At 67.5% G+C, this 25,601-nt stretch carries 30 protein-coding genes and 1 tRNA gene; 9 read left to right on the top strand and 22 right to left on the bottom strand.

From position 1 onward, the window contains the following. Positions 1 to 7 precede the first annotated feature (7 nt). Together ACIGEP_RS02425 and ACIGEP_RS02420 are read left to right on the top strand one after the other, a co-directional pair. Positions 8 to 1,963, top strand: coding sequence for a primary-amine oxidase (locus ACIGEP_RS02425; RefSeq protein WP_396660039.1), 1,956 nt, complete (start codon positions 8 to 10; stop codon positions 1,961 to 1,963). Between the two features lie 82 nt (positions 1,964 to 2,045). Beyond that, entirely contained in the window at positions 2,046 to 2,549 is a 504-nt protein-coding gene (locus ACIGEP_RS02420) for a hypothetical protein (protein ID WP_396660038.1), read from the top strand. Here ACIGEP_RS02420 and ACIGEP_RS02415 read toward each other — a convergent pair. The 5 genes from ACIGEP_RS02415 to ACIGEP_RS02395 are packed head-to-tail and all read right to left on the bottom strand — an operon-like array spanning position 2,487 to position 5,432. Continuing rightward, positions 2,487 to 3,287, bottom strand: a complete 801-nt coding sequence (locus ACIGEP_RS02415) for an MOSC domain-containing protein (RefSeq protein WP_396660037.1) — start codon at positions 3,285 to 3,287, stop codon at positions 2,487 to 2,489. The genes ACIGEP_RS02420 and ACIGEP_RS02415 overlap by 63 nt on opposite strands. A gap of 37 nt (positions 3,288 to 3,324) precedes the next feature. Further along, positions 3,325 to 3,489, bottom strand: coding sequence for a hypothetical protein (locus ACIGEP_RS02410; protein ID WP_217532526.1), 165 nt, complete (start codon positions 3,487 to 3,489; stop codon positions 3,325 to 3,327). Between the two features lie 40 nt (positions 3,490 to 3,529). Further along, positions 3,530 to 3,850: a hypothetical protein gene (locus tag ACIGEP_RS02405; RefSeq protein ID WP_396660036.1), complete on the bottom strand. Its 321-nt coding sequence runs from the start codon at positions 3,848 to 3,850 to the stop codon at positions 3,530 to 3,532. 40 nt (positions 3,851 to 3,890) lie between these two features. Beyond that, positions 3,891 to 4,760, bottom strand: coding sequence for an aldo/keto reductase (locus ACIGEP_RS02400; RefSeq protein ID WP_396660035.1), 870 nt, complete (start codon positions 4,758 to 4,760; stop codon positions 3,891 to 3,893). 39 nt (positions 4,761 to 4,799) lie between these two features. Continuing rightward, positions 4,800 to 5,432 (bottom strand): LysE family translocator, encoded by a 633-nt coding sequence (locus ACIGEP_RS02395; protein WP_396660034.1) that lies wholly within the window; start codon positions 5,430 to 5,432, stop codon positions 4,800 to 4,802. A gap of 50 nt (positions 5,433 to 5,482) precedes the next feature. Here ACIGEP_RS02395 and ACIGEP_RS02390 point away from each other — a divergent pair, with 50 nt between their 5' ends. Further along, entirely contained in the window at positions 5,483 to 5,779 is a 297-nt protein-coding gene (locus tag ACIGEP_RS02390) for a rhodanese-like domain-containing protein (protein WP_064001585.1), read from the top strand. 16 nt (positions 5,780 to 5,795) lie between these two features. On the opposite strand, the gene ACIGEP_RS02385 is transcribed toward ACIGEP_RS02390, so the two are convergent. Both ACIGEP_RS02385 and ACIGEP_RS02380 read right to left on the bottom strand, forming a co-directional pair. Further along, positions 5,796 to 6,827: a DUF1266 domain-containing protein gene (locus tag ACIGEP_RS02385; protein WP_396660033.1), complete on the bottom strand. Its 1,032-nt coding sequence runs from the start codon at positions 6,825 to 6,827 to the stop codon at positions 5,796 to 5,798. A gap of 38 nt (positions 6,828 to 6,865) precedes the next feature. Beyond that, the gene (locus ACIGEP_RS02380; protein ID WP_396660032.1) at positions 6,866 to 8,245 is read right to left on the bottom strand and encodes a glycoside hydrolase family 30 beta sandwich domain-containing protein; all 1,380 of its coding nucleotides are present in this window, start codon (positions 8,243 to 8,245) and stop codon (positions 6,866 to 6,868) included. Positions 8,246 to 8,324: 79 nt separating this feature from the next. Here ACIGEP_RS02380 and ACIGEP_RS02375 point away from each other — a divergent pair, with 79 nt between their 5' ends. The 3 genes from ACIGEP_RS02375 to ACIGEP_RS02365 are packed head-to-tail and all read left to right on the top strand — an operon-like array spanning position 8,325 to position 9,640. Continuing rightward, on the top strand, positions 8,325 to 8,945 hold the full coding sequence (locus tag ACIGEP_RS02375; RefSeq protein ID WP_396660031.1) for a TetR/AcrR family transcriptional regulator: 621 nt from the start codon (positions 8,325 to 8,327) through the stop codon (positions 8,943 to 8,945). Next, positions 8,942 to 9,211 (top strand): hypothetical protein, encoded by a 270-nt coding sequence (locus ACIGEP_RS02370; protein ID WP_396660030.1) that lies wholly within the window; start codon positions 8,942 to 8,944, stop codon positions 9,209 to 9,211. Before ACIGEP_RS02375 ends, ACIGEP_RS02370 begins: the two co-directional genes overlap by 4 nt. A gap of 39 nt (positions 9,212 to 9,250) precedes the next feature. Further along, entirely contained in the window at positions 9,251 to 9,640 is a 390-nt protein-coding gene (locus tag ACIGEP_RS02365) for a DUF2510 domain-containing protein (protein ID WP_396660028.1), read from the top strand. 19 nt (positions 9,641 to 9,659) lie between these two features. On the opposite strand, the gene ACIGEP_RS02360 is transcribed toward ACIGEP_RS02365, so the two are convergent. The 3 genes from ACIGEP_RS02360 to ACIGEP_RS02350 all read right to left on the bottom strand — a co-directional run bounded on the left by ACIGEP_RS02360 (position 9,660) and on the right by ACIGEP_RS02350 (position 11,839). Further along, positions 9,660 to 10,481: an SDR family NAD(P)-dependent oxidoreductase gene (locus ACIGEP_RS02360; protein WP_396660027.1), complete on the bottom strand. Its 822-nt coding sequence runs from the start codon at positions 10,479 to 10,481 to the stop codon at positions 9,660 to 9,662. A 76-nt stretch (positions 10,482 to 10,557) separates the two neighbouring features. Continuing rightward, entirely contained in the window at positions 10,558 to 10,893 is a 336-nt protein-coding gene (locus ACIGEP_RS02355) for a YciI family protein (protein WP_396660026.1), read from the bottom strand. Between the two features lie 67 nt (positions 10,894 to 10,960). Next, positions 10,961 to 11,839 carry an oxygenase MpaB family protein gene (locus ACIGEP_RS02350; RefSeq protein ID WP_396660994.1) on the bottom strand — a complete coding sequence of 293 codons (879 nt, stop codon included), beginning with the start codon at positions 11,837 to 11,839 and terminating at the stop codon, positions 10,961 to 10,963. 102 nt (positions 11,840 to 11,941) lie between these two features. Between ACIGEP_RS02350 and ACIGEP_RS02345 the strand changes: the two genes are divergently transcribed. Continuing rightward, on the top strand, positions 11,942 to 12,736 hold the full coding sequence (locus ACIGEP_RS02345) for an SDR family NAD(P)-dependent oxidoreductase (RefSeq protein WP_396660025.1): 795 nt from the start codon (positions 11,942 to 11,944) through the stop codon (positions 12,734 to 12,736). Between the two features lie 286 nt (positions 12,737 to 13,022). Here ACIGEP_RS02345 and ACIGEP_RS02340 read toward each other — a convergent pair whose 3' ends face one another. From ACIGEP_RS02340 to ACIGEP_RS02315, 6 genes are all read right to left on the bottom strand, one after another. Continuing rightward, complete coding sequence (locus ACIGEP_RS02340) at positions 13,023 to 14,336, bottom strand: DUF222 domain-containing protein (RefSeq protein WP_396660024.1); 1,314 nt, start codon at positions 14,334 to 14,336, stop codon at positions 13,023 to 13,025. A 63-nt stretch (positions 14,337 to 14,399) separates the two neighbouring features. After that, a complete protein-coding gene (locus tag ACIGEP_RS02335) occupies positions 14,400 to 15,239 on the bottom strand; it encodes an HAD hydrolase family protein (RefSeq protein ID WP_396660023.1) in 840 nt (279 codons plus the stop codon). Positions 15,240 to 15,279: 40 nt separating this feature from the next. Then, positions 15,280 to 15,993: a YidC/Oxa1 family membrane protein insertase gene (locus ACIGEP_RS02330; protein ID WP_396660022.1), complete on the bottom strand. Its 714-nt coding sequence runs from the start codon at positions 15,991 to 15,993 to the stop codon at positions 15,280 to 15,282. A gap of 84 nt (positions 15,994 to 16,077) precedes the next feature. Continuing rightward, positions 16,078 to 16,362 carry a DUF6412 domain-containing protein gene (locus ACIGEP_RS02325; RefSeq protein WP_396660021.1) on the bottom strand — a complete coding sequence of 95 codons (285 nt, stop codon included), beginning with the start codon at positions 16,360 to 16,362 and terminating at the stop codon, positions 16,078 to 16,080. 81 nt (positions 16,363 to 16,443) lie between these two features. Next, positions 16,444 to 18,369, bottom strand: coding sequence for an RNA-directed DNA polymerase (locus ACIGEP_RS02320; RefSeq protein ID WP_396660020.1), 1,926 nt, complete (start codon positions 18,367 to 18,369; stop codon positions 16,444 to 16,446). Positions 18,370 to 18,566: 197 nt separating this feature from the next. Further along, positions 18,567 to 18,638, bottom strand: a tRNA-Arg gene (locus tag ACIGEP_RS02315). 47 nt (positions 18,639 to 18,685) lie between these two features. Here ACIGEP_RS02315 and ACIGEP_RS02310 point away from each other — a divergent pair. After that, the gene (locus ACIGEP_RS02310; protein ID WP_396660019.1) at positions 18,686 to 19,501 is read left to right on the top strand and encodes an endo alpha-1,4 polygalactosaminidase; all 816 of its coding nucleotides are present in this window, start codon (positions 18,686 to 18,688) and stop codon (positions 19,499 to 19,501) included. Positions 19,502 to 19,516: 15 nt separating this feature from the next. On the opposite strand, the gene ACIGEP_RS02305 is transcribed toward ACIGEP_RS02310, so the two are convergent. The 3 genes from ACIGEP_RS02305 to ACIGEP_RS02295 all read right to left on the bottom strand — a co-directional run bounded on the left by ACIGEP_RS02305 (position 19,517) and on the right by ACIGEP_RS02295 (position 22,687). Next, positions 19,517 to 21,091, bottom strand: coding sequence for a DNA/RNA helicase domain-containing protein (locus ACIGEP_RS02305; RefSeq protein WP_396660018.1), 1,575 nt, complete (start codon positions 21,089 to 21,091; stop codon positions 19,517 to 19,519). Positions 21,092 to 21,248: 157 nt separating this feature from the next. Beyond that, complete coding sequence (locus ACIGEP_RS02300) at positions 21,249 to 21,569, bottom strand: nucleotide pyrophosphohydrolase (protein ID WP_396660017.1); 321 nt, start codon at positions 21,567 to 21,569, stop codon at positions 21,249 to 21,251. Positions 21,570 to 21,601: 32 nt separating this feature from the next. Then, positions 21,602 to 22,687, bottom strand: a complete 1,086-nt coding sequence (locus tag ACIGEP_RS02295) for a type I restriction endonuclease (RefSeq protein ID WP_396660016.1) — start codon at positions 22,685 to 22,687, stop codon at positions 21,602 to 21,604. A gap of 177 nt (positions 22,688 to 22,864) precedes the next feature. Here ACIGEP_RS02295 and ACIGEP_RS02290 point away from each other — a divergent pair, with 177 nt between their 5' ends. Continuing rightward, a complete protein-coding gene (locus ACIGEP_RS02290) occupies positions 22,865 to 23,521 on the top strand; it encodes a hypothetical protein (RefSeq protein ID WP_396660015.1) in 657 nt (218 codons plus the stop codon). Positions 23,522 to 23,523: 2 nt separating this feature from the next. Here the strand turns inward: ACIGEP_RS02290 and ACIGEP_RS02285 are convergent, their stop codons facing one another. The 3 genes from ACIGEP_RS02285 to ACIGEP_RS02275 all read right to left on the bottom strand — a co-directional run bounded on the left by ACIGEP_RS02285 (position 23,524) and on the right by ACIGEP_RS02275 (position 25,514). Further along, complete coding sequence (locus ACIGEP_RS02285; protein ID WP_396660014.1) at positions 23,524 to 23,742, bottom strand: hypothetical protein; 219 nt, start codon at positions 23,740 to 23,742, stop codon at positions 23,524 to 23,526. Between the two features lie 68 nt (positions 23,743 to 23,810). After that, positions 23,811 to 24,776 carry a hypothetical protein gene (locus tag ACIGEP_RS02280; RefSeq protein ID WP_396660013.1) on the bottom strand — a complete coding sequence of 322 codons (966 nt, stop codon included), beginning with the start codon at positions 24,774 to 24,776 and terminating at the stop codon, positions 23,811 to 23,813. Between the two features lie 30 nt (positions 24,777 to 24,806). After that, positions 24,807 to 25,514, bottom strand: coding sequence for a hypothetical protein (locus tag ACIGEP_RS02275; protein ID WP_396660012.1), 708 nt, complete (start codon positions 25,512 to 25,514; stop codon positions 24,807 to 24,809). Between the last annotated feature and the right edge of the window lie 87 nt (positions 25,515 to 25,601).

The following is a 25,601-nucleotide window of genomic DNA, read 5'->3' as shown; positions in this document are numbered from 1 at the left end:
CATGACCATGACGCATCCCCTCACCCGACTCTCGGGCACCGAGATCGAGACGAACCGTTCGCTCGTCCTCGAAGCGGGTTTCGACGAGGAGGCGACGGCGTTCGTGCTGGTCAACCTCATCGAGCCCGACAAGTCGGCCGTCCTCGACGGATCGGCGCGTGGGCGTCTCGTCGGCAACGTCCTCCTCGACCGGCGAGACGGGACGGTCACCGAGGTGACGACCGACGTCGCCGCGGGGGCGCTCGTCTCGCGCCGGACAGTCGATGTCGTCACGGAGGGACAGCCCCCGATCGTGCTCGAGGAGTTCGATCGCATCGAGGAGCTTCTGCGTGCACACGAGGGGTGGACGGCGGCGATGGCGAAGCGCGGGATCGACGATGTGTCGCTCGTGCGCATCTCGGCGCTCTCGGCGGGACGATTCGGGCTTCCGGACGAGGACGGCCGCCGTATCGTCCGCTGCTTGTCCTTCCTGCAGCTCGACGCCGACGACAACGCCTGGGCGCACCCCATCGACGGCGTCGTCGCCTACGTCGATCTCGTCACCGGCGAGGTGATCCGCCTCATCGACGACCGGCTCTTCGATGTTCCGCGCGAGCCGTACAACTTCCACCGCTCGGAGGCTCTGGCACCGGCGCGGACGACGCAGAAGCCGATCGTCATCACGCAGCCCGAGGGGCCGAGCTTCGCCGTCGACGCTGATGTCGTCGAGTGGGAGAAGTGGCGTTTCCGCATCGGGTTCAACCAGGTCGAGGGCCTTACCCTGCACGAGGTCGGGTTCACGGACGGTGCCCGTCACCGCTCGATCCTGTACCGCGCGTCAGTGGCCGAGATGGTCGTGCCGTACGGCGACCCGAGCCCGGTACGGTTCTGGCAGAACTACTTCGACGCGGGCGAGTACTCACTCGGCAAGTCGGCGAACTCCCTGGCGCTGGGGTGCGACTGCTTGGGCGAGATCCGCTATTTCGATGCGACGATCGCGGCGACCGACGGACGTCCGCAGACGATCCGGAACGCGATCTGCATGCACGAGGAGGACGCCTCGATCCTCTGGAAGCACACCGACGAGTACTACCACTCGACCGACGTGCGTCGGAATCGACGGCTCGTGGTCTCGTTCTTCATCACCGTCGGCAACTACGACTACGGCTTCTACTGGCACTTCTACCTCGACGGACGCATCGAGCTGGAGTGCAAGGCGACGGGTGTGGTCTTCGCCTCGGCCTACCCGGGCGCGCAGCCGGACGGGAGCGACTACCCGTGGGCGTCGCAGATCGCCCCGGGCATCGGCGCTCCGTACCACCAGCACCTGTTCTCGGCTCGCCTCGACGTCACCCTCGACGGGGTGCGCAACGCGGTCGACGAGCTCGAGGCGAAGCGCGTACCGATCTCGGCAGAGAACCCTTACGGCAACGGGTTCACGCTCTCGACGACGCGCCTGCGGACCGAGAGCGAGGGCGTGAGGGATGCCGACGGCAAGCGCGGCCGGGTGTGGCACATCGTCAACCCCGAGGTGACGAACGTCGTCGGCAAGCCCGTCGGCTACACGCTGCGGTCGGAGGGCCAGCCGAGTCTGCTCGCCGATCCGGAATCCTCCATCGCACGGCGGGCCGCGTTCACGACCCATGACCTGTGGGTGACGCGGTACTTCCCCATCGAGCGGTTCCCCTCGGGTGAGCTCGTGAACCAGAACGACGGCTACGGCACGATTGATCGCTGGATCGAGCGCGACGCCGACATCGACGGTCAGGACATCGTCATCTGGCACACGCTCGGCCTCACCCACTTCCCACGGACCGAGGACTGGCCCATCATGCCCGTCGACAGCACCGGCTTCTCGCTCGTGCCCCACGGGTTCTTCGATCAGAACCCCACACTGGACGTGCCGGCTCCCACGCCCGCGCACGGCGCATGCCACACCGGTGCGGCTGTCTGCGGCTGTGGCGACGCGGGCGGCTGCTGCTGACCCGTCACGGTCCCGCTCCCTCGAACGCGCTCCCCCCAGCCCAACCTGTGAGGTGCACATCTGAGGGGCGTAACGTCCGAAGATGAGCACACACACGCAATCAGGACGCGGCACCGCCGACGTCCTCGGCCTCAGGTCGGTCCTCGTCGGGTCCCTTCCCGCCGGACTGATGACGCAGGCCGCACCCGAGCGGTACACCGTCGAGGCGGTGTTCGACCGGCGGCCCGAGAAGGCCGAACTCGACGAGATCGTGGGCGACGACACCGCGCGGCTGTTGGCGGACGCCGGTTACGGATCGGTCACGTTGACGGTGGCCGACCGTCGCCTCGAGATCCACGGCACGACGCTCGAACAGCTCCACGACGGCCTCGCGGCCTTCCTCGCCGATCGACTCGCGGAGATCAGCACAGACCTGCGCGCGCGACAGGCCGAGGTCGAGACCCAGACGATGGACCTCGCCGCGCGGGAGAACGACCGTGCCGCCGCCGTGGCCACGCTGGCCGCCACGGTCTCGTTCGAGCGGTCAGCCCGCCTCGACGACGACCTCGTCGCCGACACGCACGACTCCGCCGGCGTCCGCGGGTAGCAGCAGGACCCCCAGGGTCGCTTCGCCCTGGCCGAACTCGGTCGTCAGGATTCGCAGCAGACGGGCATCCCGCCGTCCGTCGTCGGGGTTCGCGGTGATCGCGGCGCACCGTCCGATGGGACGCTGCACCTCGAACCGCACCTCGCCGATGCGGACGTGACCGGACCAGTCGAGCTCGGCCCAGGGCGCGACCCCCGACACGACGATGTTCGAGCGGAAGCGGCGACTGTCGACGGGCGCGGGCGTCGCCGCATCCACGTCTGCGACGGTCTCCGCGCCGTGCAGTGACACGTAGCCGCGGGCGCGATCCTGGAACCGCGCGGTGCGACCGTCTCCCACGAGGTGCAGGGGCAGGACGCCCGGGCGCTGCAGCAGCCGCGCGTCCGCGGACCGTTCGACGAATCCGGTGACGGCCGCTGAGAGTTCGTGCCGTCCCGCCTCGTCGAGGCCCGCCTCCGCCAGGACCCGCCCGTCCTCACTCAGTCGCAGCAGACCGGTCTGCGCGTCGAAGACCGCGCGCACGCGCGCGATCGAGGGGAAGTCCATGAGCGACAGCCCTCTGCTCTTCGGCCACGACTCGAGGCCACCGGCATCCTCGGGCTCGGTCGCATCCGCGAAGCGGAAGGCGAGCACACGGTCACCGGCGATGCGACCGTCGTCCTGCACGCGGAGTTCGGTGCGGGGCTCGGGCGTGAACCCTTTGACGGGATAGCGGTAGAGCTCGGAGACGACGGCCACGCCTCTACCCTGCCCCACCGACGCGGATGCCGCCCGCTCAGGCCTTCTTCTTCGCGGCGCTGCGCCGGATCAATCCGAAGAGGATGGTGCCGACGAAGAGCACGATTCCGATGAGGCCCAACCAGAAGAGGCCCTCGAACACGAATCCGACGATCGACAGCACCACCCAGATGACGAGCAAGATGATGAGTACTGTCCACATAGGCCCCACCGTACGCGCGATGGTGCCCAGAAGATACGGGTCACGTCTGGCGGTAGTGGCGGACCCGCTCGTCGCGTTCGAGGAGGAACTCGTCGTCCTCGGGATAGAAGACGGCGCGTTCGATGTCGTCCCCCGCGAAAGCCGCGATGACGGCGAAGTTCTCCCACCGCGACAGGGTGGTGATCTCGGTCCGGCCGTCGCCCAGGTCCCGGGTCAACAGCCACGCTCCGAGGTTCCCGGGTGTCGCGCGATACGCGTCCATGCCGGTGCGTTCGACGTACTGGACGTAACGGCCTTCGTCCTCAGTGCGGACGACGCCCGTCCACATCCGGACGACGGGCTGACCACTGGAATGCGTCACCCGCCCACCCTTGCAGAGGTGGGCGGGTGACGCGAGGGGGTCAGCTGCCGAGCGCGGAGAGTTCCACGAACTCCTCGTCGGTCAGCTCGATGACGGCACCCTGCAGGTTGTCCTCGAGGTGCGCGACGCTCGACGTGCCCGGGATCGGCAACATGACCGGCGAACGCTTCAGCAGCCAGGCGAGCGCGACCTGCGCCGGCGTCGCGTTCTTGCGCTCGGCGATGTCGGTGAGCGGCGAGTCGGCGCCGGTGAGACCGCCGGTCGCGAGCGGGAACCACGGGATGAAGCCGATGCCCTGCTCCTCCGACCAGTCGAGCAGCGCCTCGGCGTCGCGATGCTGCAGGTTGTAGAGGTTCTGAACTGTGACGATCTCGGCGATCTTCTGCGCTTCCTTCACCTCGTCGATCGAGACCTCAGACAGGCCGATGTAACGGATCTTGCCCTCGTCCTGCAGCGCCTTCAGCTCGCCGACCTGGTCCTCGAGCGGGACCTTCGGGTCGATGCGGTGCAGCTGGAACAGGTCGATGCGCTCGAGCCCGAGACGCCGCAGGCTCATCTCGGCACCCTGGCGCAGGAACTCGGGGCGCCCGAGCGGGGGCCACACGTTGGGGCCGGTGCGGGTGAGGCCGGACTTCGTCGCGATGACGACGTCGTCGGCGTAGGGGTGCAGTGCTTCCTTGAGGAGTTCTTCGGCGACGTATGGGCCGTAGGACTCGGCGGTGTCGAAGAAGTTGACGCCGAGCTCGACGCTGCGGCGGAGGACGCGGATGGCCTCGTCGTGATCCTTGGGCGGACCCCAGACGCCGGGTCCGGTGAGCTGCATCGTGCCGTAGCCGAGGCGGTTGACCTCGAGGTCTCCGCCGATGCGGAACGTGCCGGACGACTGTGCAGGCTTCGTGTTGTTCGTCATGCGGGGTTCCAGCGCATCGGGGCGGTGGAACATTCCCCGTCAGCTTTTCGCGCCGGTGAACGCGAGCGCTCCCCCGAGGCCGATCATGAGGATGCCGCCGGTGCCCGACAGTGCCGAGAGTCGGCGCGGGGAGCGCCCGAACCATGCCCGTGCCGTGCCGGCGGCGAGCGCCCAGGTGCTGTCGCAGACGAGCGCGATCACCTGGAAGATCAGGCCGAGAAGGAGCAGTTGCGCCCAGATCGGGCCCGCGTCGCGCGCGACGAATTGCGGCAGGACGGCGACGAAGAAGGCGATGGTCTTCGGGTTGGTGAGGCCGACGACGAACCCCTGTCGCAGCAGCGTGACGGTGGATGCCGCGGTCGGCCGCCCCTGCTCGGCGCGGTGACGCCGATGACGGATCGCCTGCACACCGAGGTAGACAAGATAGATCGCCCCGACGACCTTGATCGAGGTGAACGCGACGACCGACGAGGCGACGATCGCGCCGACGCCGAACGCGACGAGGAGGATCGCGGGGATGTTGCCGAGCGAGTTGCCGAGCACGCTCAGGATGCCGGCGCGGCGGCCCAGTGCGATCGATCGCCCGACGACGAACAGGACGCCCGGACCCGGGATGACGATGATCACGACCGACGCCAGCGCGAAGGCGAGCAGGTTCTCGATCGGGATCATGAGCGAAGACTATCGGCCCGGCATCCGCTCTGATCTGCGAGCATCGACGTATGCACTCCATCACGACGGCGCAGCTGGCCGAGGCCTCCCCCGCGAACATCATCGACGTCCGCGAACCCGACGAGTTCGCGGCGGGCCACGTGCCCGGGGCGCGCAACATCCCGCTCGCCACAGTGCCCGACCACGTGGACGAACTGCGCGAGCTCGACGACCTGCACCTCATCTGCCAGGCGGGCGGGCGCAGCGCACGTGCGGCGGCGTTCCTCGAGCACCACGGTCTCGAGACGACGAACGTCGAGGGCGGCACGGGCTCGTGGATCGCGGAAGGTCGCCCGGTCGAGCGCTGACGCCCGCTGACCGCGCTTACGCGTTCGGCCAGGCGACGGATGCCGCGGGCCACCGCGACGTGCGCAGCTCGGCGAGCGCATCGCGCTGACTCTGCACGGCCTGCAGCGAGTCGGTCCGGAACGCCGTGGCGATGCTCACGTCGCGCCAGTACTCGTCCCAGCTGCGGTAAGTGCTGAACGCCTTCTCGGCGAGCGGTTCGAGGAGCGCCCACGTCTCATCGGCGGTGAGGTAGCCGGCGACGTAGGCGTAGCGGATGCCGCCGATCCCCCGCTCGATGTCGGCGGCGAGCAGCAGCCGGGCCGGGCGCTCGTCGGTGCCGCGCAGCAGGTCCTGGATGTCGAAGACGGGCAGGTCGGTGAGGGCGGCGACGCGCGACATCATGTGCTCGGCGTTGTCGCTGTGAGCGACCTCGACGAAGCGCTGCGAGTTGAGGCCCATGGCGAGGGTGTCGGCGACGAGGAGTTCGGCGTCGGCTTTCGTCACGATCTTGAACTGCTCGTCGAGGGCGCCGCGGAGTTGCTTCAGCGGCGTCATCGGCAGCGCGAACCACGGTGTGCCGTTTTCGCCGTCCCGGTGCGTGGCGCGCAGGTCCTGAGGGAGCTCGGCGAACGTCGGCGTGAAGGCGAGCGAGGCGTTCCAGCCGCGGACGGCGAAGTCGCTCGCGACGTCGAGCGCGAGGATCTGCTGCTGCCGCTCGGTGAGCGGCCGACGGGCGGATGCCGCGATGTAGGCGAGCTGGGCACGGCGGGGAGCACCGGCATCCCTCACCGCGAGGACGATCGACGCGATCAGCAGGCCGATGCACAGGCCGACGACGAAGGCGAAGAAGTTGAGGCCGACGTCGGTGACGTCCCACACGAACGACAGCACGAAGGCGGCGATGCCGAAGGGCGCGGCGATGAGCGTCACGGGCAGAGCGCGACGACGCATCTCGGCCGGGTCGGTCTTGCGCTTCGCGTCGAGCATCCGCGTGTACCGGCGGCGGGAGCGGACCGGGTACTCGACGTCACCGGGATGGTTCTGGAGGGCGTTCACGGCTTCGGCCACCGGACCATCCTGGCACCGCTGAGGCCTATTGCCGGACGTCAGGCGGCGACGACGAGGGTGTTGAGCGAGTCCGCCGGAAGAGTCACCTCGAGCGCCTGACCGTCGATGAAGAACGACATCGCCATCTCCTCGGCGAGGTCGTTCTGCACGACGATGACGAGGCTGCCGTCGGGGTTGCGGAACGCGAGCTGGTTCTCGTGCCCGGTGTAGCTGAGCGTCGGGATGCGGCGCGCGCCGGGCGCGACGAAATGGGACACGTGCTGGAGCATGTAGTGCTCGTGCGTGAACTCGAACGTGCGGGTGTCGGGGTCGACGACGACGAGGGAGTTCTGCGCCCACCCCCACCGGCTGACGCCGCCGCGCAGGAGCGACATGTTCCAGTACATGTAGGCCGTCGCGCCGTGCAGCAGGAAGTGCTTCATGAGGAACCACGCGTGCCGCGCGAGGCGCCAGTCGTTGCGCCCGTCACCGCACTCCTGCTCGGTCTGGTAGATCGCCAGGTCGGGGTGGTGGCGGTGCAGGTACGGCACGGCGCGCTTGCCCGCCCACTGCGCCCCGATGCCGGTGATCCACCGCGCGGCATCCGTGTCGACGAGCACTTGCTCGACCAGTCCGTCGTCGGCGCGTTCGAGGGTGCCGAGGAAGACGTCGACACCACGGGCAGCCATCGCGGGCCCGAGGTGTCGGACGAACGCGGCGAGCCCCTCGGGCGTCCACGTGCAGCTGGGGAAGATCTGCGCAGAGTTGAACTCGTTCTGCGGCATCACCATCGTGACCGGGATGCCGAGATCGGCATACGCGTCGACGAAGCGGCCGAAGTAGGCGGCGTACGCGGCGAGGACGTCATCGTCGAGGCGCATCATGTCGGTGCCTTCGGCGCCGAGCTGATCGTCGCGGATGCCGTTGTCGACGCCGGGGCTGAGGGGGCTCGCCTTCGCGGCGGCGTAGTGGCCGTTGACCTTCATCCAGGTGGGCGGGCTCCAGGGAGAGGCCCACAGGGTGAGCTCGGGCTGGTGACGCTGCGCAGCCCGGATGAACGGCACCAGGGTCGCGTGGTCGTGCTCGATCGAGAAGTCCTCGAGGGCGAGGTCGCCCGGGGTCTCGTCGTAGCTGTACCAGTCGGTCGAGAAGTCGTTCGCGCCGACGGGCATGCGGCAGCGGGTGAGGTTCAGGCCGGTGCCGGGCTCGAAGAGCTGCCGCAGCACGGCATCCCGATCCCGCTCGTCGAGGTGCGCGAGGGAGGTCCATCCCAGCTCGTTGAACGAGGCGCCGAACCCCTCGATGCGCTGCTGCGGGTCGTCGGTCTGCAGGAACACGGACGGCATGCCGCGCACCTCGCCGAGCGACGGTGCGGCGAGTTCTCGCCACGGCTCGTGTTGCGTGGTGCTGATCCAGCGGACGGATGCCGACGTCGCCATGTGCTCTCCCGTGAGTCGTGTGCGATCACGGTAGCGCAAATTCCAGCGGACGTTGGACTTTGGTCGGTAGGCTGGGCTGATGACCCCCAGCAAGCGCGGCCCGTACGCGAAGACCGCCGCGCGGCAGCGCGAGATCCTCGACGCGGCCGGCGAGGTGTTCGCGACGCACGGCTACCGCGCCGGGTCGTTGAAGGAGATCGCGGATCGGGTGGGGATCGACGCGTCGACGATCCTGCACCACTTCGCGAACAAGAGCGTGCTGCTGCAGCGGGTGCTCGAGGACCGCGACACCCGCAGCCTCGGCGACGCGGCTCCCGACGCTGCGGCCGGTCCCGCCGACACCCCCGCCGCGTTCCTGCGCCTCGCGCGCGCGAACGAGAAGATCCCGGGGATCGTCGAGCTCTACACGCTTCTCTCGGCCGAGTCGGCGACGCCGGAGCATCCGAGCAACGAGTACTTCTTCCTCCGCTACGCACGCGTGCGAGCGGAGTTCACCGGCGCCTTCCGCGAGATGGCGGATGCCGGGCTGCTGCGCCCGGGCGTCGACGCCGAGTTCGCGGCGGTGTCTACGCTGGCTCTCTGGGACGGTCTGCAGGTGCAGTGGATGCACGACCCCGACGCGACCGACATCGTCGGGACGCTGCGCCGCCAGCTCGAGCTGTTGACGACGGTCGAGCTCGACGAGAGGGAGACACGATGACGCAGCAGCAGACGACGCCGAAGAACGGCCTCGCGATCGCGACACTGATCGTCGGCATCCTTGCGTTCCTCACGGGTCTGATCCCGTGGGTGGGCCTGCTGCTCGGGCTGTCGGCGTTCGCGCTCGGTGTCTTAGCGCTGACGCGCGGCCAGTCGAAGCCGCCCGCGCTGATCGGTGGCTCGCTCGGTGCGGTCGCCGCGATCACCGGGCTGATCACGACGATCGCGCTCATGGCGTGGCTCATCGGCGCGCCCGGCTCCGTCTGACTCTTCACCGCGGACGCCGTGCACCACTACGGTGACGACATGAGCGACGCTTCTGAAGGCTGGTACGACGACGGTTCCGGGACGATGCGCTGGTGGGACGGCACCGCGTGGACGGATCGGACGCAGCCGCCTCCTCCGCCCGCGGGCGGTCTCGCGGGCTTCGTCGCGAACGCCCAGGCGAGCGCCGCGGCGGGCGCGCAGCCGCGGCAGGCGCCTGCCGGCATGAGCTACGTGGTGCTGCAGGTGGTGCTCAAGGAGAAGATGTGGGGCGCCGGGTCGAACAACCTCATCGAGCTCGAAGCCGCGATCAACAACCAGGCCGCGCTCGGCTATCGCCTGCACACGATCTCGACGTCGTCGTCGACGAGCACCGGTTTCGGTGGCGGCGATCGCATCCAGGCGACGATGGTGTTCGAGAAGCTCGTCTGACCCGGCCGACGCCGCTTCGTCAGGCGAGCCGGACCATCTCCGCGCTCCGCTCCCACAGCTCCTGCGCGAGGCGCGGGTCGGTGGCGAGCCGGTGCGTCTTCGTGACGCGGTCGTTCTCGTAGTAGGCGCCGGGCAGCCAGTCCTCGCGCGGGGTGCCGTCGGCGAGGAAGACGAGGCGCTTGCCGCCCTCGTCGGTCGTCGTGAGCAGCCGCTTGGCGAGCGGGTTGTGGTACATCCAACGGAACGGTCCGGTGAGGTTGCCGGCGAAGCCGGTCGCGACGACGCCCGGGTGGAACGCGGCGGCCGAGACCCCGTCGCTCCCCCACCGGCGCTGTAGTTCGCGGGTGAACAGGATGTTCGCGAGCTTGGCGTTGCCGTAAGCGACGCGACCCGAGTAGCGCCGCGCGGCGTTGAGGTCGGTGACGTCGAAGCGCGAGAAGATTCGCGCGGCGGCGCTCGCGGTCTGGATGACGGATGCCTCGCTCTCGACCAGTCGCTCGCGCAGCAGGTTCGTGAGCAGGAACGGCGAGAGGTGGTTGACCTGGAACGTCTGCTCGAAGCCGTCGGTGGTGAGGGTGCGGGGGCCGAAGATCCCGCCCGCGTTGTTGGCGAGCACGTCGATCCGCGGGTACGCGGCGAGGAGCTCGTCGGCGAGGCGGCGCACCTGGGCGAGGTCGGCGAAGTCGGCGAGGTGGTAGGGCGTGCCGAGCTCGGCGGCGACGGCTCGTGTCTTCTTCGGTGACCGGCCGACGAGGACGACGCGGTGGCCGCGGGCCACGAGCTGACGGGATGCCGCGGCGCCGATGCCGTCGCTGGCTCCGGTGTTGACGATGGTGCGCATCAAGCGAGTGTCACACCTTCTCGCGCCGTCGGGGCCGGTCTTGACGATCCCGGCGAGGTGTGGCTCGGATGCGGCGTCAGGTGCCGCTGTGGATGAGCCTGACTTCGACGCCGGAGTCGCCGCGGATGGCGGGGTTCGTGGCGGCGATCGCGAGGGCGGCATCCTCGTCCGGCGCCTCGATCACGTAGACGCCGGCGACGACCTGGGGTGCGTCGACGAACGGCCCGTCGCTGACTCCGCCGACGCGGACGGATCGGGCGAGCGCGCGCGGCGTGAAGGCGAAGGCGGCACGCATCGTTCCGGATGCGGCGAGCTCGTCGCCGTGGCCGTTGGGCTCGGCGAGCTGCTCGTCGGACGCGTCGAGCGCGTGCGCGGAGTCGTCGGTGTAGATCAGGACGGCGTACTGCGGCATTGCGGCATCCCCTTCGTCGATGTCCGCACGCTATCGGACGCGCCGCGTGGCATCCAGTGCCGTGGCGTCAGAGCCCGAGCCGCCGCAACCGCAGCCGCGCCATGTCCTGCGCGCGGGGGCCGGAGCCCAGCGCCCGCTCGGTCACGCGAAGGATGAGGCGGGTCGCGGTCTTCACCGGCAGCCACGAGCGCCGCAGGCCCAGCATCCGTCGGATGCGCGGCGGGAAGGTCGCGACCGCGGCGGCGAAGAGCACACGGTAGGCGACGCCCATCATCCCGGTGAACGGGGGCTTCTTGAGGAAGCGGACGACGTCGTCGACGCGCTCGTCTCGGCGCAGCTCGCCGCGGTCGAGGAATCCGTCGATCTCCTGGCGGAGCGCGGCGTCGGTGAGCGGCGGGTCGGTGACGCGCATGAGGCGCCCGGCGGTGGCCCAGTCGGCGACGTAGCCGTCGGGTCCGCCGGGGATCGGGCCGCCGTAGGCCTGGTGGCTGCGCAGGAACGCGTCGGTGAAGGCGAGGTGCACCCAGCGCACGAGGTCGGTCTGCTCGGCGGTGTAGGTGCGGGCGGAACCGTCGCCGGCGACGTACTCCCCCTGCACGCGGCGGTGGAAGCGACCGACGCGGGCCGTCTCGGCATCCGCTTGTTCCGTTGAGCCGTAGGTGAGGGTGATGACCCAGCGGACGGTGCCGGTGAGGCGCCCGATCGGGTCGTCGCGGTAGCGCGACCAGTCGTGGACGCCGGCGAGGGCGCCCGGGTGGAGGGCCTGCAGGAGCAGGGCGCGGATGCCGGCGACGAGGGTGCCCATGCCGGCGTGGACCGTCCAGGCGGGGCCGTTCTCGGCGAAGTATCCGGCGTCGTCGCCGTCGGCGAGGGAGCGGACGTACGGTGCCATGCCGGTCGGGTCGCCCGCGAGGGCGGTGAGCACGCGACCGCGGATGCGGGTCATGTAGGGCGGAGCGGACGTCACCCTTCCAGCGTGCCACCGCTGCGCGGCGCCGGGGCCGCGTGCGTCTGCGAGCATCGAAGGACGTGCGAGAGAGGACATCCCATGGTTGACGGACTGACGCTGGACCTTACGGGCAAGACCGCGGTGGTGACCGGCTCGACCCAGGGCATCGGGCTCGCGATATCGCGGCGGCTGGCCGAGGCGGGCGCCGACGTCGTGATCAACGGGCGCAGCGCGGAGCGCGTGGCGCAGGCGGTCGCGTCGCTGAGCGGCCTCCCGGTGCGGGGCGTCGAGGCGGACGTGACGTCGGCCGAGGGTGCGCAGGCGCTGGTGGATGCCGCGGGTGCCGTCGACATCCTCGTCAACAATCTCGGCATCTTCGGGTCGACGCCGGCGCTCGAGATCGACGACGACGAGTGGCGGCGGTTCTTCGAGGTGAACGTCGTGAGCGCGGCGCGACTGACGCGGCTGGTGCTGCCCGGGATGGTGGAGCGCGGCTGGGGTCGCGTGCTGAACATCGCGAGCGACTCGGCGATCGTCATCCCCGAGGAGATGATCCACTACGGCGCGTCGAAGAGTGCACTGCTCGCGGTGTCGCGGGGGTTCGCGAAGGCGGCGGCGGGCACAGGGGTGACGGTGAACTCGGTGATCGCCGGGCCGACGCACACCGAGGGCGTCGAGGACTTCGTGTACGAGATGGTCGACCGGTCGCTGGACTGGGAGGCCGCGCAGCGCGAGTTCATGCGCACTGCGCGTCCGCAGTCGCTGATCGGCCGGCTGATCGAGCCCGAGGAGATCGCGAACATGGTCGTGTACCTCGCGTCGCCGCTGGCGTCGGCGACGACGGGTGGCGCGCTGCGCGTCGACGGCGGGTACGTGGACAGCATCCTGCCCTGAGAGAGGTCGTCCGCGGACGCGCAATGGGGAGGACTCCCCATCGCGAGCGGTTGACGCGCCTCCCTACGCTGACATAGCTCGACAATGACGATGGATGCCGTGCGGCGTGGCTTCTGGGGGATGGACCGCCCCGCGCGACACATCGACGGATGCCGTGCGGCGTGAACGTGTGGGGACGGTTCACGCCGCGCGGAGTCGGGGATTCTCCTCGATGTCGCGGTTCCGGCGCGCCCCCTCGTCGCGCGGCGCGGCCTTGCGTGCGTCTGCGATCTCGGAACGGCGGGGATCAGAACGGCGCCGGATCCTGGCTGTGGGGCTTCCGCCTGGCAGGGGCGAACGCGACGGCCGGGGTGGGTGCGTCTTCGCGGTAGATCCTGCCGAGGGGTGAGGTCCATTCGAGGACTCCACCCCCGAGTTGTCGGACCTTCCACGCGGTGAACTGCTTCATCGAATGGTGCCGCTGGCACAGGTGGGCGAGGTTCGACCTCTCGGTGCGCCCGCCGAGGGCGTGGTCGTGCGTGTGGTCGATCTCGGAGCGGATGGCGGGGACGCGGCATCCGGGGAATCGACAGTGCTGGTCGCGGGCGCGGAGGTGACGGCGGAGCGGATGCGGCACCCGGTAGGTGTCGACGGCGAGCACCGTGTCGGTGATGGGGTCGGTGACGAGGCGTTCCCACGAGGGGGTGTCGCCGGCGAGGCGCCGGGCGGTGGCCGCGTCGATGGGCGTGCGCCCGACGAGGTCGCAGGGCACCTCGGCGCCGGAGAGGGCAAGGGCGGGGATGACGACCTGCACGTGGGCGCGGATCGCGCCGAGCGGACCGGCGGTGGTGTCGCGGGTGTCGTCGAGGGCCGGGGTGCCGGCGAGGAGGAGGTCGGCGAACACGTCGGCGCGGACCTGGTCGGTGGTGCGGCCGTCGGTGTCGACGACGTCGCTGGAGCGTTCGGCCCGCGTGTCGATGACGGCGCGGGCCTGGCGGGTGAGCCGGTCGTGGATGCCTTCGGCGATGACGGTCGGGAGCGTCGCGACGAGGTCGCTCATGCCGTCGCGGCCGGGGATGAGGCGCACGGCGCGGCGGGCCGCGGCATCCTGGTGGCGTTCGGTGAAGGTGCGCGGGTGCATCCGCAATGCGAGCATCTCGATCTCGGCGCGCACCCGGTTGGGGGTGTCGCGTCGGCACCGCTGGATCGCGACGGCTTCGAATGGCAGGCGGATGTCGGCGGGCAGGTCGGCGCCCGCCTCGACGATGAGGTCGACGTGTCCGCGGGTGATGATTCCGGCGCGCCACGCCTCGAGAGACGCGGCGTAGTCCTCGACGATCGTGCGGGCCTGGGTGATGCGGCGCTGCACGGCGCGGTCGGTGAGCCGCATCAGCCCACCGAGCTCGGCGGCGATCGCACGCAGCGCCATGTCGTGCGCCTTCACGCGAGCGGGAGAATCGGCGGCCTGCTTCTCGGCGAGCTCGCCCGCGCGGGCGAGCACCTGCAGCTGGACGATCTGCGCCTGAGTGAGGAGCTTCTCGGCCATGACCGCCTCGTGCGCGATGTCGGCGAGGGGCGAGAGTCGCTCCCGCGTGCCGATCGTGCCGTGCCAGGTGGTCATACTCCCATTGTGGTGAGGGCCTCCGACATCGGTTTGGGATGCGAATCACGCACGCCCTTTGCGCTACCGCATCGAGATCTTCGCGTCGTGCGCAATCCAGCGTGCGACCGCGTCAGAATCGTTGTCGTCGATGACCCCGGTGGCTGCCGCTCTCACCGACGGGATCGCATTCGCGACGGCGTACGACTCGTCGGCGATGGCGAACATCGGCAGGTCGTTCTCGTTGTCGCCGAAGACGACGAGACGGTCGGCGCCGGTCTGCGTCATGAGGCGCTGCAGAGCGCGGGCCTTCGTCCCGTCCTCGCTGTGGAGTTCGAGCCAATCGAGTCCCGGCGTCGACGGATCGACGCTCAGGAAGGTGGCGACTCCCGCCAGCGCGGGACCAAGCGACTCGCGCATCGGCCCGAGGACGTCGCGCTCCGCCAGGATCGAGATGTAGAAGACGGATCGCCGGTCGAGCGGGTCCTCTGTCGTGATGGGTCGCAGTCGGGGGTCTTGCGGGCGGCTGCCCAGGAACGCGCGGGTGCCGGCGGTCATGTGCTCGGGCCGCCACCTCACCCAGTCTCGGCCGTCCTCGTAGGTGTGCAGGATCGGCTGGGCGTCGGGCCTCGATCGACACTCGTTCAGCACTCCGGTCACGGCGTCATCGCCGAGACGGTGCAGATCGCGGGCCCGCCCGGTGTCGGCATCGGCGGTGATCGTTCCGCCGTACGTGATGACCGGCAGCTGCAACTCCAGCTGCTGTGTCGCGCGTCGAGAGCTGAGGTGCGAGCGAGCGGTCGCGTACGTGAAGAGCACGCCCTCCCGGATGACGTGGTTCAACAGGCGCACCGACTCGGGTCCGAGTGAGGAGTCCGAGCGCAGGAGCGTACGGTCGAGGTCGGATGCGTAGAGAGTCCGCACGATCGCAGTGTCGCATAGCGGGCAGTCCTGGGGTCGTGGCTCACCCATACACCCGCCGCAACACCACCCGCTGCCCCAGCGTCCACGTCACCGTCGTCAGCAGGTACACCCCCGCTGCGACCGGCACGAACACCGCGACGACCGCCGTCGCGAACCGCAGCATCCCCAGCGCCGCCCCCGGCACCCCCTCGACCGGCTCGACCCGGAACGCCCGCCGCGTGATCTCCCCCACCGCCGCGATCGCCAGCACGAGGCATCCGATCACCAGCCAGGTCGCGAGGCCGGCGGTTCCGGTCGACACGGCGTGGATCAGGCTCGTGCCGAGCGGGACGCCGAGCAGCGTCTGCGACAGCAGCTCGTTGGCGTGACCGGCAATGCTCGCGTGGACGAACACGGAGTACAGCAGGCCGACGATCGGCGCCTGGATGAGGATCGGCAGGCAGCTGGCGAACGGCGACACGTTCTCGGAGCGGTAGAGCGCCATGGTTTCGCGTTGCAGGCGTTCCCGGTCGCCGCGGTAGCGGGTCTGGATCTCGCGCAGCCGCGGCGCGAGACGCATCCGCGCCTGGTCGGCTTTGGCTTGGGCGATGCCGGCGGGGATGAGCGCCGCCCGCACCAAGAGGGTCACGAGCACGATAGCGAGCGCGCCCGCGAACGCTCCCGTCCACGGGGTGAGGAGCGAGGTCAGGCCGAGGAGGCCGCGGGAGGCGAGGTCGAGCAGGGTGGAGATGACAGGCAGGGTGGTGATGTCCACGGGGTTCCGTTCGTCGGAGCGATCAGGGTCGGCTGATCGGCCGCGAACGGATGCCCGGGCACCCGGTGCCCGGACGGTTCGACGCTACGCGGCCGCAGTCACCTGACCGGGCCCGCGACGGCGGACGTGCCCCGGTGCATCGGGATCGCTCTGCGCCAGCGGCGCCACGAGCTCGATACGGCGGGTGGGATGCGGGGCGGATCCTCGAGCGGCTGCGTGGAGCGCCGTTGCGAGGAGCGCCAGCGTGGTGGCGACGAGCGCGAGTAGCGCGATGGTGAGACCCGAGCCGCTCAACGACGGGTCGACGGTGATAAGAATCCCGAAGACCTCAAAGACGACGCGCAGTGCGTTGAAGATCGTGTCGATCACTCTCGCCTCCTCTATTGGGCCTTCCGTGCGAATCGTAGACCAACGGGTGCCGCGCTTCAGCGGAGGCTAAGTGTGACTCCCTCAGGTCCACACCGACAATAGGTACTCAACACGGTGATCTCGCAGCCGGGGCTCATTCGATTCGAGGTCTGCAAGCCACTTCTTTGACCTACCGTCTCGGAGTCCGCGCAGACCCCCAGCCCGGTCCAAGAGCTGCAACGAGCGAGGACGAACGACGAACCGAAGCGGAGCCAAGAGCGGCCTGGGGGTCAACTGATTCAGAACGACGTTAAGGCTTTGCGCGTCCTTCCTATCTAGGCGTCGGAGGAAATCCGCTGCCACTACCTGTTCTGGCCCATATTGCGCGGCCGGCAGGACAGCCGAAAGGTCGATCTTGGCATCCACGGCAGCTACTTGAACCACAACCTCAGGCATGCTGGCGGCACACCACTTCACGGCCTTATCCGAGACCGTGGCTCTCTGCTGGAAGTTGCCATATTTGAAAGCCGTGAGGTACCAGAGAGATGCGAGGTTCGAATCCTTCCCCGGGCCGGTCGCCGATCTCTTGAAGCGATCCGCAGCATAGTCAAAAATCCACGACCAAAGCTCCTCGTCCTTTGCCACCGGTGCCGTAGCTACCGCTTCGGCAAACATCACCTCAACATCCGCATATAGACCGAAATAGCCGTCCACAGCGGCACCAGCGGTGTTTAGTCCATCCTTCGTCAGTGGCCACGATCGGAAATATTCGAAGTAGGTCGCCGCACCCCCCGGGTCGTCGGCTAGATCAGTCGCCCAGTCCGCCGCCATATCGGGTAACCCAAGCCTCCGATGGATTGTGTAGAAGCGCCTCGTTACTCTCGACCAACGGTCGGGCCTTACCGGTAAGGTGCGGTGTTTGGAAGCAAGCTGGACCACTTCTTCGGCCAGCTCGGCCGGAACGTCTTTCACAAGCCGCCCATGATCAAAAAGAGGCTCGACAAGGTCGTCGACTCGAGAGAGTTCTGCGTTGCTCGAGATCATGTAAGACTCAATGAATTCGGACTTCGAGAGGATCCGCGTCTTAGACCCATTCGGATAAAGTCCTAACGCTTCAAGCCTCAGCTGAAATCGAGCGAGAATGCGATGAGCCTCCTCGCTCGTCTCCACTCCCCAGAGGACGTCATCCATGAAGCGTGAGTAGCGCCCATCTTTCCCAAGGTCCGCAAACTCGGTGTCAATCGGCTTTAGAACTGCCTGCGCGATTACCCTGGAAGTGTTTTGTGCCTCCTGCGGCAGGCCGAGAAACGAATCGTCCGCGTACGCAGTTCGTGGATGCACAGCAGAAATTATCTGGCAGCAAAGCCTTACCAGAGTTCGATCCAGACTGGTATTGTTCGAAAGGTGCTCGCGAACAACTTCAAGCCTGATAGAAGGAAAGAAGTTCGAAATATCTGACTGAACGACGAAATTTATATCGTCCCGCTCCAGCAAATTCGGGAGCATACCTTCATGTCGCATCCACCGCTCGAACCAATCTAAGCTTTCTGTGTCATCCTCGGCGGAACTGCCCTTGTCAGCGCGCTGGAACGCCACCCACGAGGGCACGCCCCTGAGTAGCTCGCCTTCTGCGAGCTTGACGATCGCTCGATAGACGAGAGCGTCTCGAGGATGAAGGACGCACACCGGCCGAGAGATGCCTAGCTTCTTGGCGGACCTGATGATCACGCCGCGACCGGGCGCATATGCCCCAGACTTCAAGTCCCGCGATAGCTGACCTATAAAGTCATCGATATTCCTTGCGATGACAGCGCCTTGGAGCGGGTCAACCACAAAATTGTGGGAGCTGAATTTTAGGTCGTTCAACTGCTTGCTGATCTCGGACGACCAGATGCTGCGCAGATACCGAGTTTCTGAAAGCTCCTCGATGCCCTTCAGATTGCGATTCGAGACGGAGGCGCTGCCTTTTGAAGCTTCGACTCCTCGGCGATTGCTAGACGCGTCCTGGCCGCCCTTACCCAAGTCCATCGATTCCCCTACCCGCGCCAACACAAGCCTTACCGACTCTCACCAAATCTATCGGTGAATCAGAGCGCGCCTCATCGGTCGCAAGCCGGACGGGCCGCGGGTACCGCGGGCGGAGCGTAAGTGTGCCGCCCCTGAACGTCACCTTCACGCGTCATGGGAGCAGCTGAGAGGCCTCGAGCGTTCCTCGAATTGAACTGTGCCCCTGGAGGGACTCGAACCCCCAACCGTTTCCTTAGGACGGAACTGCTCTTCCATTGAGCTACAGAGGCTGGCCCGTCGAGTCTACCGATCCCCCGGCGTCAGGTAGGTTCGCGACATGAACGTCCGGCGCGCACTTCTCCCGCTCGCCGCCACAGCTTTGCTGCTCACCGGCTGCGCCGGTGAGTCACCTCCGCCGCACGACCCGCCCGCCGGACCGCAGCTGCCACCCGCCGGAGGTCAACTCGACTACCAGCTCGGTGGCGCCTACGACCCGCCCGACGGCGTCGACATCGTGGTCCGCGACCGTGCCGCGGCATCCGTCGACGACCTCTACTCCGTCTGCTACGTCAACGGCTTCCAGACGCAGCCGGGTGAGCTCGATGCCTGGCCGGACGATCTCCTGCTCCGCGATGACGACGGCGAGCCTGTCATCGACCCGGACTGGCCGGACGAGGTCATCCTCGACACCCGCAAAGCGGACGAGATCGCGACGGTCGTCGGGCCGTGGATCCGCGACTGCGCGTCCGACGGATTCGACGCTGTCGAGTTCGACAACCTCGACACCTACACCCGCACCGACGGCGCCCTCAACCGCGACGACGCGCTCGACCTCGCGACTCTGCTCGTCGAGACCGCACACGACGTCGGACTCGCCGCCGGACAGAAGAACGCCGCGGAGGATGCCCCCTTCCTCCACTCGCGCGCCGGCTTCGACTTCGCCGTCGTCGAGGAGTGCGCGGCCTACGAGGAGTGCTCCGCCTACACCGATGTCTACGGCGATCACGTCCTCGCCATCGAGTACACCGACAACCTCCCCCGCCCGTGGGACGAGATCTGCGACGACCCGGAGACACCGGCATCCGTCGTACTGCGGGACCGGGATCTCGTTACTCCGGACGATCCGGCGTACGTGTTCGAGACCTGCGAGTGAGAGACGACCGCCCGGTCACTCGCTGACAGGCATCTGCGCCCTCAGATACTCGCGCAGGGCCGGGTCGCAGACGTAGATGTACGTTCCGAGGATCCCGCGCGTGAGCAGGACCCCGTAGATGTTGCGGATGAACGTCAGCAGGTCGTCATCGGAGTAGACGACGCCGAGCTGCTTGTTGTTCTCCTTGCCTTTGGTGTCGTGATACGACGCGCGATCAACGACAAGCCGTCCGCTCACCGTGTCGAACCGAAGGTCGGGACCGATGATCACACCCGCATGGTTCAGGTCGTAACCCTGCACCGTGTGGATGGAGCCGACCTCGTTCACCGACGTCGGCTGGTTGATCCAGTCCTTGTCGGTGCTGTTCCACCGCAGTAGGACGTCGTCAATCTCGATGTCGAAGGCAGATCCGTCCTTTCGGCTCCGCCACTTCCACGCGTATCCGGCGAGAAGTCGTGCGAGCCCGTGTTCCTCGTTCCTGGCGAGGATCTGGCGACGCATTTCGCCGAGGTCGTCGAAGAAGCGCAGGTCGTAGTCTCCGAGCCCACGCAATGCATCGGGCGACGGCTCGCCACGAAGTAGAGCACGGATGCCCGCTACGTAGTCCGACCCCGCGGCGACACGCATCTGGGTCATTAGGTGGAAGGCTCGGTTGTCCGCCTTCGCGCGCTCGAGGATCCCGCGGAGTGTGGCAAGCGGTAGGTCGGCGGGCCGCACCGTCTGCTCCGCGTCCAGCAGGAATATCTGGTGCCGACTCTTTGCGCGTATCCAGTCGAGCTGAGTGTTCGACAGATCGTCCGCGCCGAACAGGTCCTGGTTGATGCTTGAGAACCGCTTGTTGTTCACCCCGGATGACTGATTCGCTCGTTGGTTCAGCCGGTGCGTCTCGTCGACGAGCAGGATGTCCCACTCCTCAGCCGCCGCGCCCACATCGAACGGCGTGAGCACCTGCGCCTGGCTCAGCTTCGGCGTCTTCCGGAAGACCCGCTTGATCGACTCGCGAAGCGACTGCTGCGGCACAACGATGCCGATGCGAAGGTCACGGAGCAGTTCTCGGTTCTCGTGAACGAAGTGCTCGGCGAATACCGAATCGGGCTCGAAGTCGACCGCAGAGTCGTAGTCGCGAATGTCTGCCAGAAGCTTCATGAGATAGATCGCGACGATCGTCTTGCCCGTGCCGGGGTGTCCTTCGATGACGCTCGTCGAGGTCCCTCCGACAGCGAGGTCCTGGAAGAGACCCTCGAGGATGTTCTCGACGGCGCTGGCCTGCTCAGGAGTGAGAACCTTGAAGGGCGACAGCTTGAAGAGGTCGCTGTTCTCGATCTCGGGGATCGTCTGGCGGAACAAGCCCTCCATGCGGAGCCGGTCGAAGATGTCGGCAAAGCTCTCGCGATAGATCTCGCGCTCGTAGTATCGAGCGTCGACGATCCCCTCGTTGCCGTTCGCGACTTCAAACTGGCCATCGCCGGCCAGCCATCTGATCAGATGCGACTCAAGGTCGAGACACGCGGATTTGTTGAAGGTCTCGTCGAAGACCACCCGGACCTGGCGGAAGTTCACCTTCGAGGGACTCGCGAGATGCTGCCGCATCCGGGATCCTGCATTGACGGTCTCCCCCACATACACCGACGAGGTACCCGCCTTACCCGCACCATCGAGCACATAAACGACCGGCCAGTTACGCCGACGCTCATCTGCTTGCGCCCACGCATCCGCAGCGCTTTTCGTGAACGGGAGGCGCTCGATTTCAAAGGGCGTCATATTTGGCGCTGGTCCCCTTCGCGCGATCCACGGGATACTTCAGCGCTGTCGCCCTAAGCTTCTCGAGCACAATCTCATCGAGATCAAGACCCAGCTTGTCGGCGAGAAGGATGCAGTACGTCACGACGTCCGCAAGTTCTTCCCGGACCCGATCGGCATCGGCGTCATCACTCCATTGGAAGCATTCGAGCAGTTCGGCGGCCTCAATCGAAACGCTCTTCGCGAGGTTGGCCGGCGAATGGAACTGGGCCCAGTCGCGCTCCTCTACGAACTCGTGCAGCGCACGCTTGACCTGCTCACTAGTCACCGGACCGACGCTATCAGCGTGTTCCCCGAGGGTCAGCGGTACCGGACGACAGCCTCGCGGATGGCGTCGGCGTACTCGTAGATCTCGTCGAGCGTCTCGATCGGATGCCGCGTCTCGACCTTCGCCTCGTCCAGCAGACCCAGGTACTTCTGCTTTCCGTTGAAGTGCAGGCGCGCGAGCGGCTTGCGATTGTTGTCGTCGAGCAGGACTGCGAAGTAGCTCTTGGCATCACGGTGAGTCACCCGCTGCGGCTTCGTCTCGCCACACGCGATTGCCTTGACGATCTGGTAGCCCTCGAGTTCCTCAAGAGTGGTCTCAATCTCGGTGTCTCGGTCCAGGTCATCCTGAACGACCGGCTCGCTGGTCACTGCCGGCGTCTCGGTCGGAACCCGGACACCGACACCCGCACCCAAGGCCGTCTTCAAGCGGTCGTTGACGCTTTCGTTGAGGAACTGTCGGGCAGCTTTTGTCACCAGAGTCGTGAATTGCTCGCGAACGCGTTGAGTGTACGAGCCGTCGTAGACCTTCTGGGCGAAGTACTTGATCCAATCATCGCTGGGCTCGCGGAACTGCGCTGCGATCTCCCGCTTGAGAGCCCCCACATACTTCAGCTCCTCAGCGGCGTTGATGATGGATTCGAGGTCGAAGTTGTCCTTGCTGAGCTTCTGTACCTCAGGGATCAACGTCTCGTCGATGTCGAGCAGATCCAGCACAAGGAAGGGCTTAGCGTCCATTCGATTTGGGGCGTCGAGATCGGTGAAGAACTGCCAAATCACGCCGTTCGTGAGTGCGGCAATGCGCGCGTTGGTGGTGGCGAAGTAGCGGAAGAGCTGCGAGGCGTGCTCGATCTTCGGCGCGCCCGTCGACGCTTTGCACTCGATCAAGATCTGAACTTCGCCATCTCGCATGATGGCGTAGTCGATCTTCTCGCCCTTCTTGATACCGACGTCAGCGGTGAACTCGGGCACGACCTCGAGAGGGTCGAAGACGTCGTACCCGAGGATGGTCGAGATGAACGGCATCACAAACGCATTCTTCGTCGCTTCTTCTGTGCCAATTGCTGACGCCTGGTTTTCTACCTTGACGGCGAGCGCACTCAAGCGGTCTTGAAACTCCATTGTTTCCCCCATTGGTTCGAGTTAGTCGAGGCTATCGACCAGCGCCGGATCGGGAAAGCGCCACGCCCCGAGCACACCCGAACGCCCGCGAGAGCGCACCAGGACATAACGGCGGTCAGCACGACTTCACCTCATCGGGCGATGTACTCCGCCGCCCCGTCTGACAGACTGCCCCCCATGCGCCGTACCTCGACGTTCCTCGCCCTCGCCACCACGGCTCTCCTGGCGACCGGATCGCTCACGGCATGCTCGGCGGTGGGGATCGTCGCGACGAGCGAGCAGCCAGCTGCAACCGCTCCGGCGCCCGAGTCAGCCGGAGCCCCCGGCCCCAACGCTCCCGACTGGGAGGCCCTCCCCTCAAACCCGGTCTCCCCCGCGGAGTACGCCGAGACCTACATGCAGGCGAACCCGCACCACATGCTGCACCGCGACGTCGACGGCATCCTCGAGTACTACCGCGACGCGGCGACGGCGTTCCCCTTCGCGCTCCCGGCCGGCTACTCCTTCCCCGTCGACCCCGGCTACTACGACCGCCCCCAGGACGGACCGAACTGGGCCGAGGTCGTCACTGCCAACCGCATCTGGAGCTACTTCGAGTACGCCAACGTCGACGCCGCCCGAGCGGCGTTCGACCGCGGTGACGAGGATGCGGCGATCGGCTACCTCGACGTCATCCACGACGCGTACCTGTCCGACGCGTTCCCCAACAACTACGAGGGCACGTCGCCGCAGGACTGGTACGACGGCGTCTACAGCGGCATGCGCCAGGGCGACTTCACGCTGCAGGAGAACTTCATCTTCAACCCGTTCCCCTGGGAGCCCGGACAGTCCTGACGTCAGTCCGTAGGCGGCTGCTCGCCCTCGCTCTTGCCCCACCCGGCCTCGCCTCGCAACTGCACGAACCCCGCCACGATCAAGGCGAACGCCACGGGGATGAACAGCAGCTTCACCCACCACTCCGCGCCGTTGAAGAACAGCACCGGCGCCACCCCAGCGAACGTCGCTCCGATGAAGTACCAGACCGCGACAGGTGCCTCGGACTTCTCTTCCGTCATGGCTCGCTCCTTCCCGGTTCGAGGCTAAGCCGGGCCGCGAGCGGCGAGCCTCCCCCTCGCGACGGAAATCACTCCGCGACGTTGCGCTCCTGCTCCACCATCCGCTCGAGATCAGCGATCCGCTCGCATCGATCTTCCGCGGAAGCCGGGTGCAGGTCCCGCAAGAACGCGTTGAAGATCGCGCCCGCCGCCGACTCGTCGACTTCCAGGCGCGCCGCGATCGCGGTGACAGCCTCGTCGTCCGTCGTCGTCCCGCCGAGCGCGGCGACGATGTCCGGAAGGCGGGATGCCGCACTCGACACCGCCCGTTGCTGGTTCAGTTCCTCCGTCATCTCCCGCAGCGACCAGCCCGAATCCTTCCACCTCTCACCCCGACGAAGGCCATCGATGGATGCGGTCGTGACGGTGATCGGCAGCGGCTCGGCCCTCACGTCCAGCGGCACCAGCCACGCGTGCAGGGTCGCCTCGCCGCACTCCAGCTGCTCCCATGGCTCCTGCGCGATCACGACGGGGACCCGCGCGTACTCGCCGGGACCGAGCGCCACTGCCGGCGTCCCGTCCGACTCCATCCACATCATCATCATTCGAGGCTCGTTCGGCTTAGTCACCGCACCCACGACGTGGAACCTGTCGCCGTCGGGCTCCCACGGCTGCTCACCCTCATTGACGATGTCGATCGCGAAACCGTCGGGCCCGGCGTCCGTCCGCTGGCCCGCCGGCCAGCGCAGCGTCAAGCCGCGGCGACGCTCGGCGTAGCTCGCGCGCAGTCGCGCGGGAGCCTCCTCGGGCCAGACGCTCTCGCCGTCGTGGACGGACGCCACCCACCACGTCTGACGGTCAGCATCCGCCGGTGCGCCGATGATGGCGCTCCCCTCGTGCTGCCGGAGGATTCGCCACCCGTGCGTCACCGGAACAGGAATCGGCTCCGCGCCATACCGCCGCACAAGATCGAGGAACGGTTCCCCCTCGCCCGCGAGCGCAGCGGGGTCGACAGCGTGGTTGTGCAGTCGCGGCAGATCGTCGTCACGAGTCATGCCGTCATGCTCGCACGAGCGGCCCGTCTGTCACGCCGGCAGGCGTCGCCGCAGCATCACCAGACCAGCCCCGATGGCTGCCGTCACCAGCAGCGCGATGCCGGCCCACATCCAGCTCTCGTAGGAGAGGCCTACCGGGGGCGCGGCATCCCGCACGTTCTGCGCGAACCGGGCCGACACGATCTCCGCCACCCGGTCGATCGGCGTCGCGACGCGGATGTCGTCGAATCGCGCCGAGCCGACCGGCGTCACCACACCCGCGTCGAGCGTGTACCAGGCGGCGATCGTCGGATCCTCGATGAGCATCACGCCCGCCGCGACCTCGGCGAGCGCCGCGGCGGTCGCGGCATCCCCGTCAACGCCGGCGAACCTCGCGTCCGAATCCGGCGTCTCACGCCACACCCGATAGACACCGACGGCCTCGCCCGACGCGGTCAGGATCGGCGCCACCCACTCGTCCATCGCCGACACCGGGTCGCTCGCCTTCCCCGCTATCAGCGACGCGCTCCACGCGTGCACCCGATGCACGGTGCCGAAGGATGCGGCCTCCGCGAGACGTCCGAGGCCGGCAGCCTCGTCCGACCCGAGCACGACCGCGGTGTCCACCGAGAAGGCGGCGATCACGTCGGCGGGAGTGTTGTCCTCAGCAGCGGATGCCGGTACTGCCCCGACCGCGAGCAGGCCCAGCGTCGCGACCAGACCCAGCAGGGCACGCCATCGCTTCCCGCTGCCGACCATGTGCGCGCCCCTTCCCTCGCGCCGAACGTACCGCTACCGTGCCGCGTCAGGGATCACGATCCGGCCGCAATCACCACCCTCAAACCT

This window comes from Microbacterium sp. NPDC077663, from assembly GCF_044542795.1.
Taxonomy (GTDB): domain Bacteria; phylum Actinomycetota; class Actinomycetes; order Actinomycetales; family Microbacteriaceae; genus Microbacterium.
The sequence above is the reverse complement of the archived record's forward strand: the minus strand, read 5'-3'. Positions and strand labels throughout refer to the sequence as shown.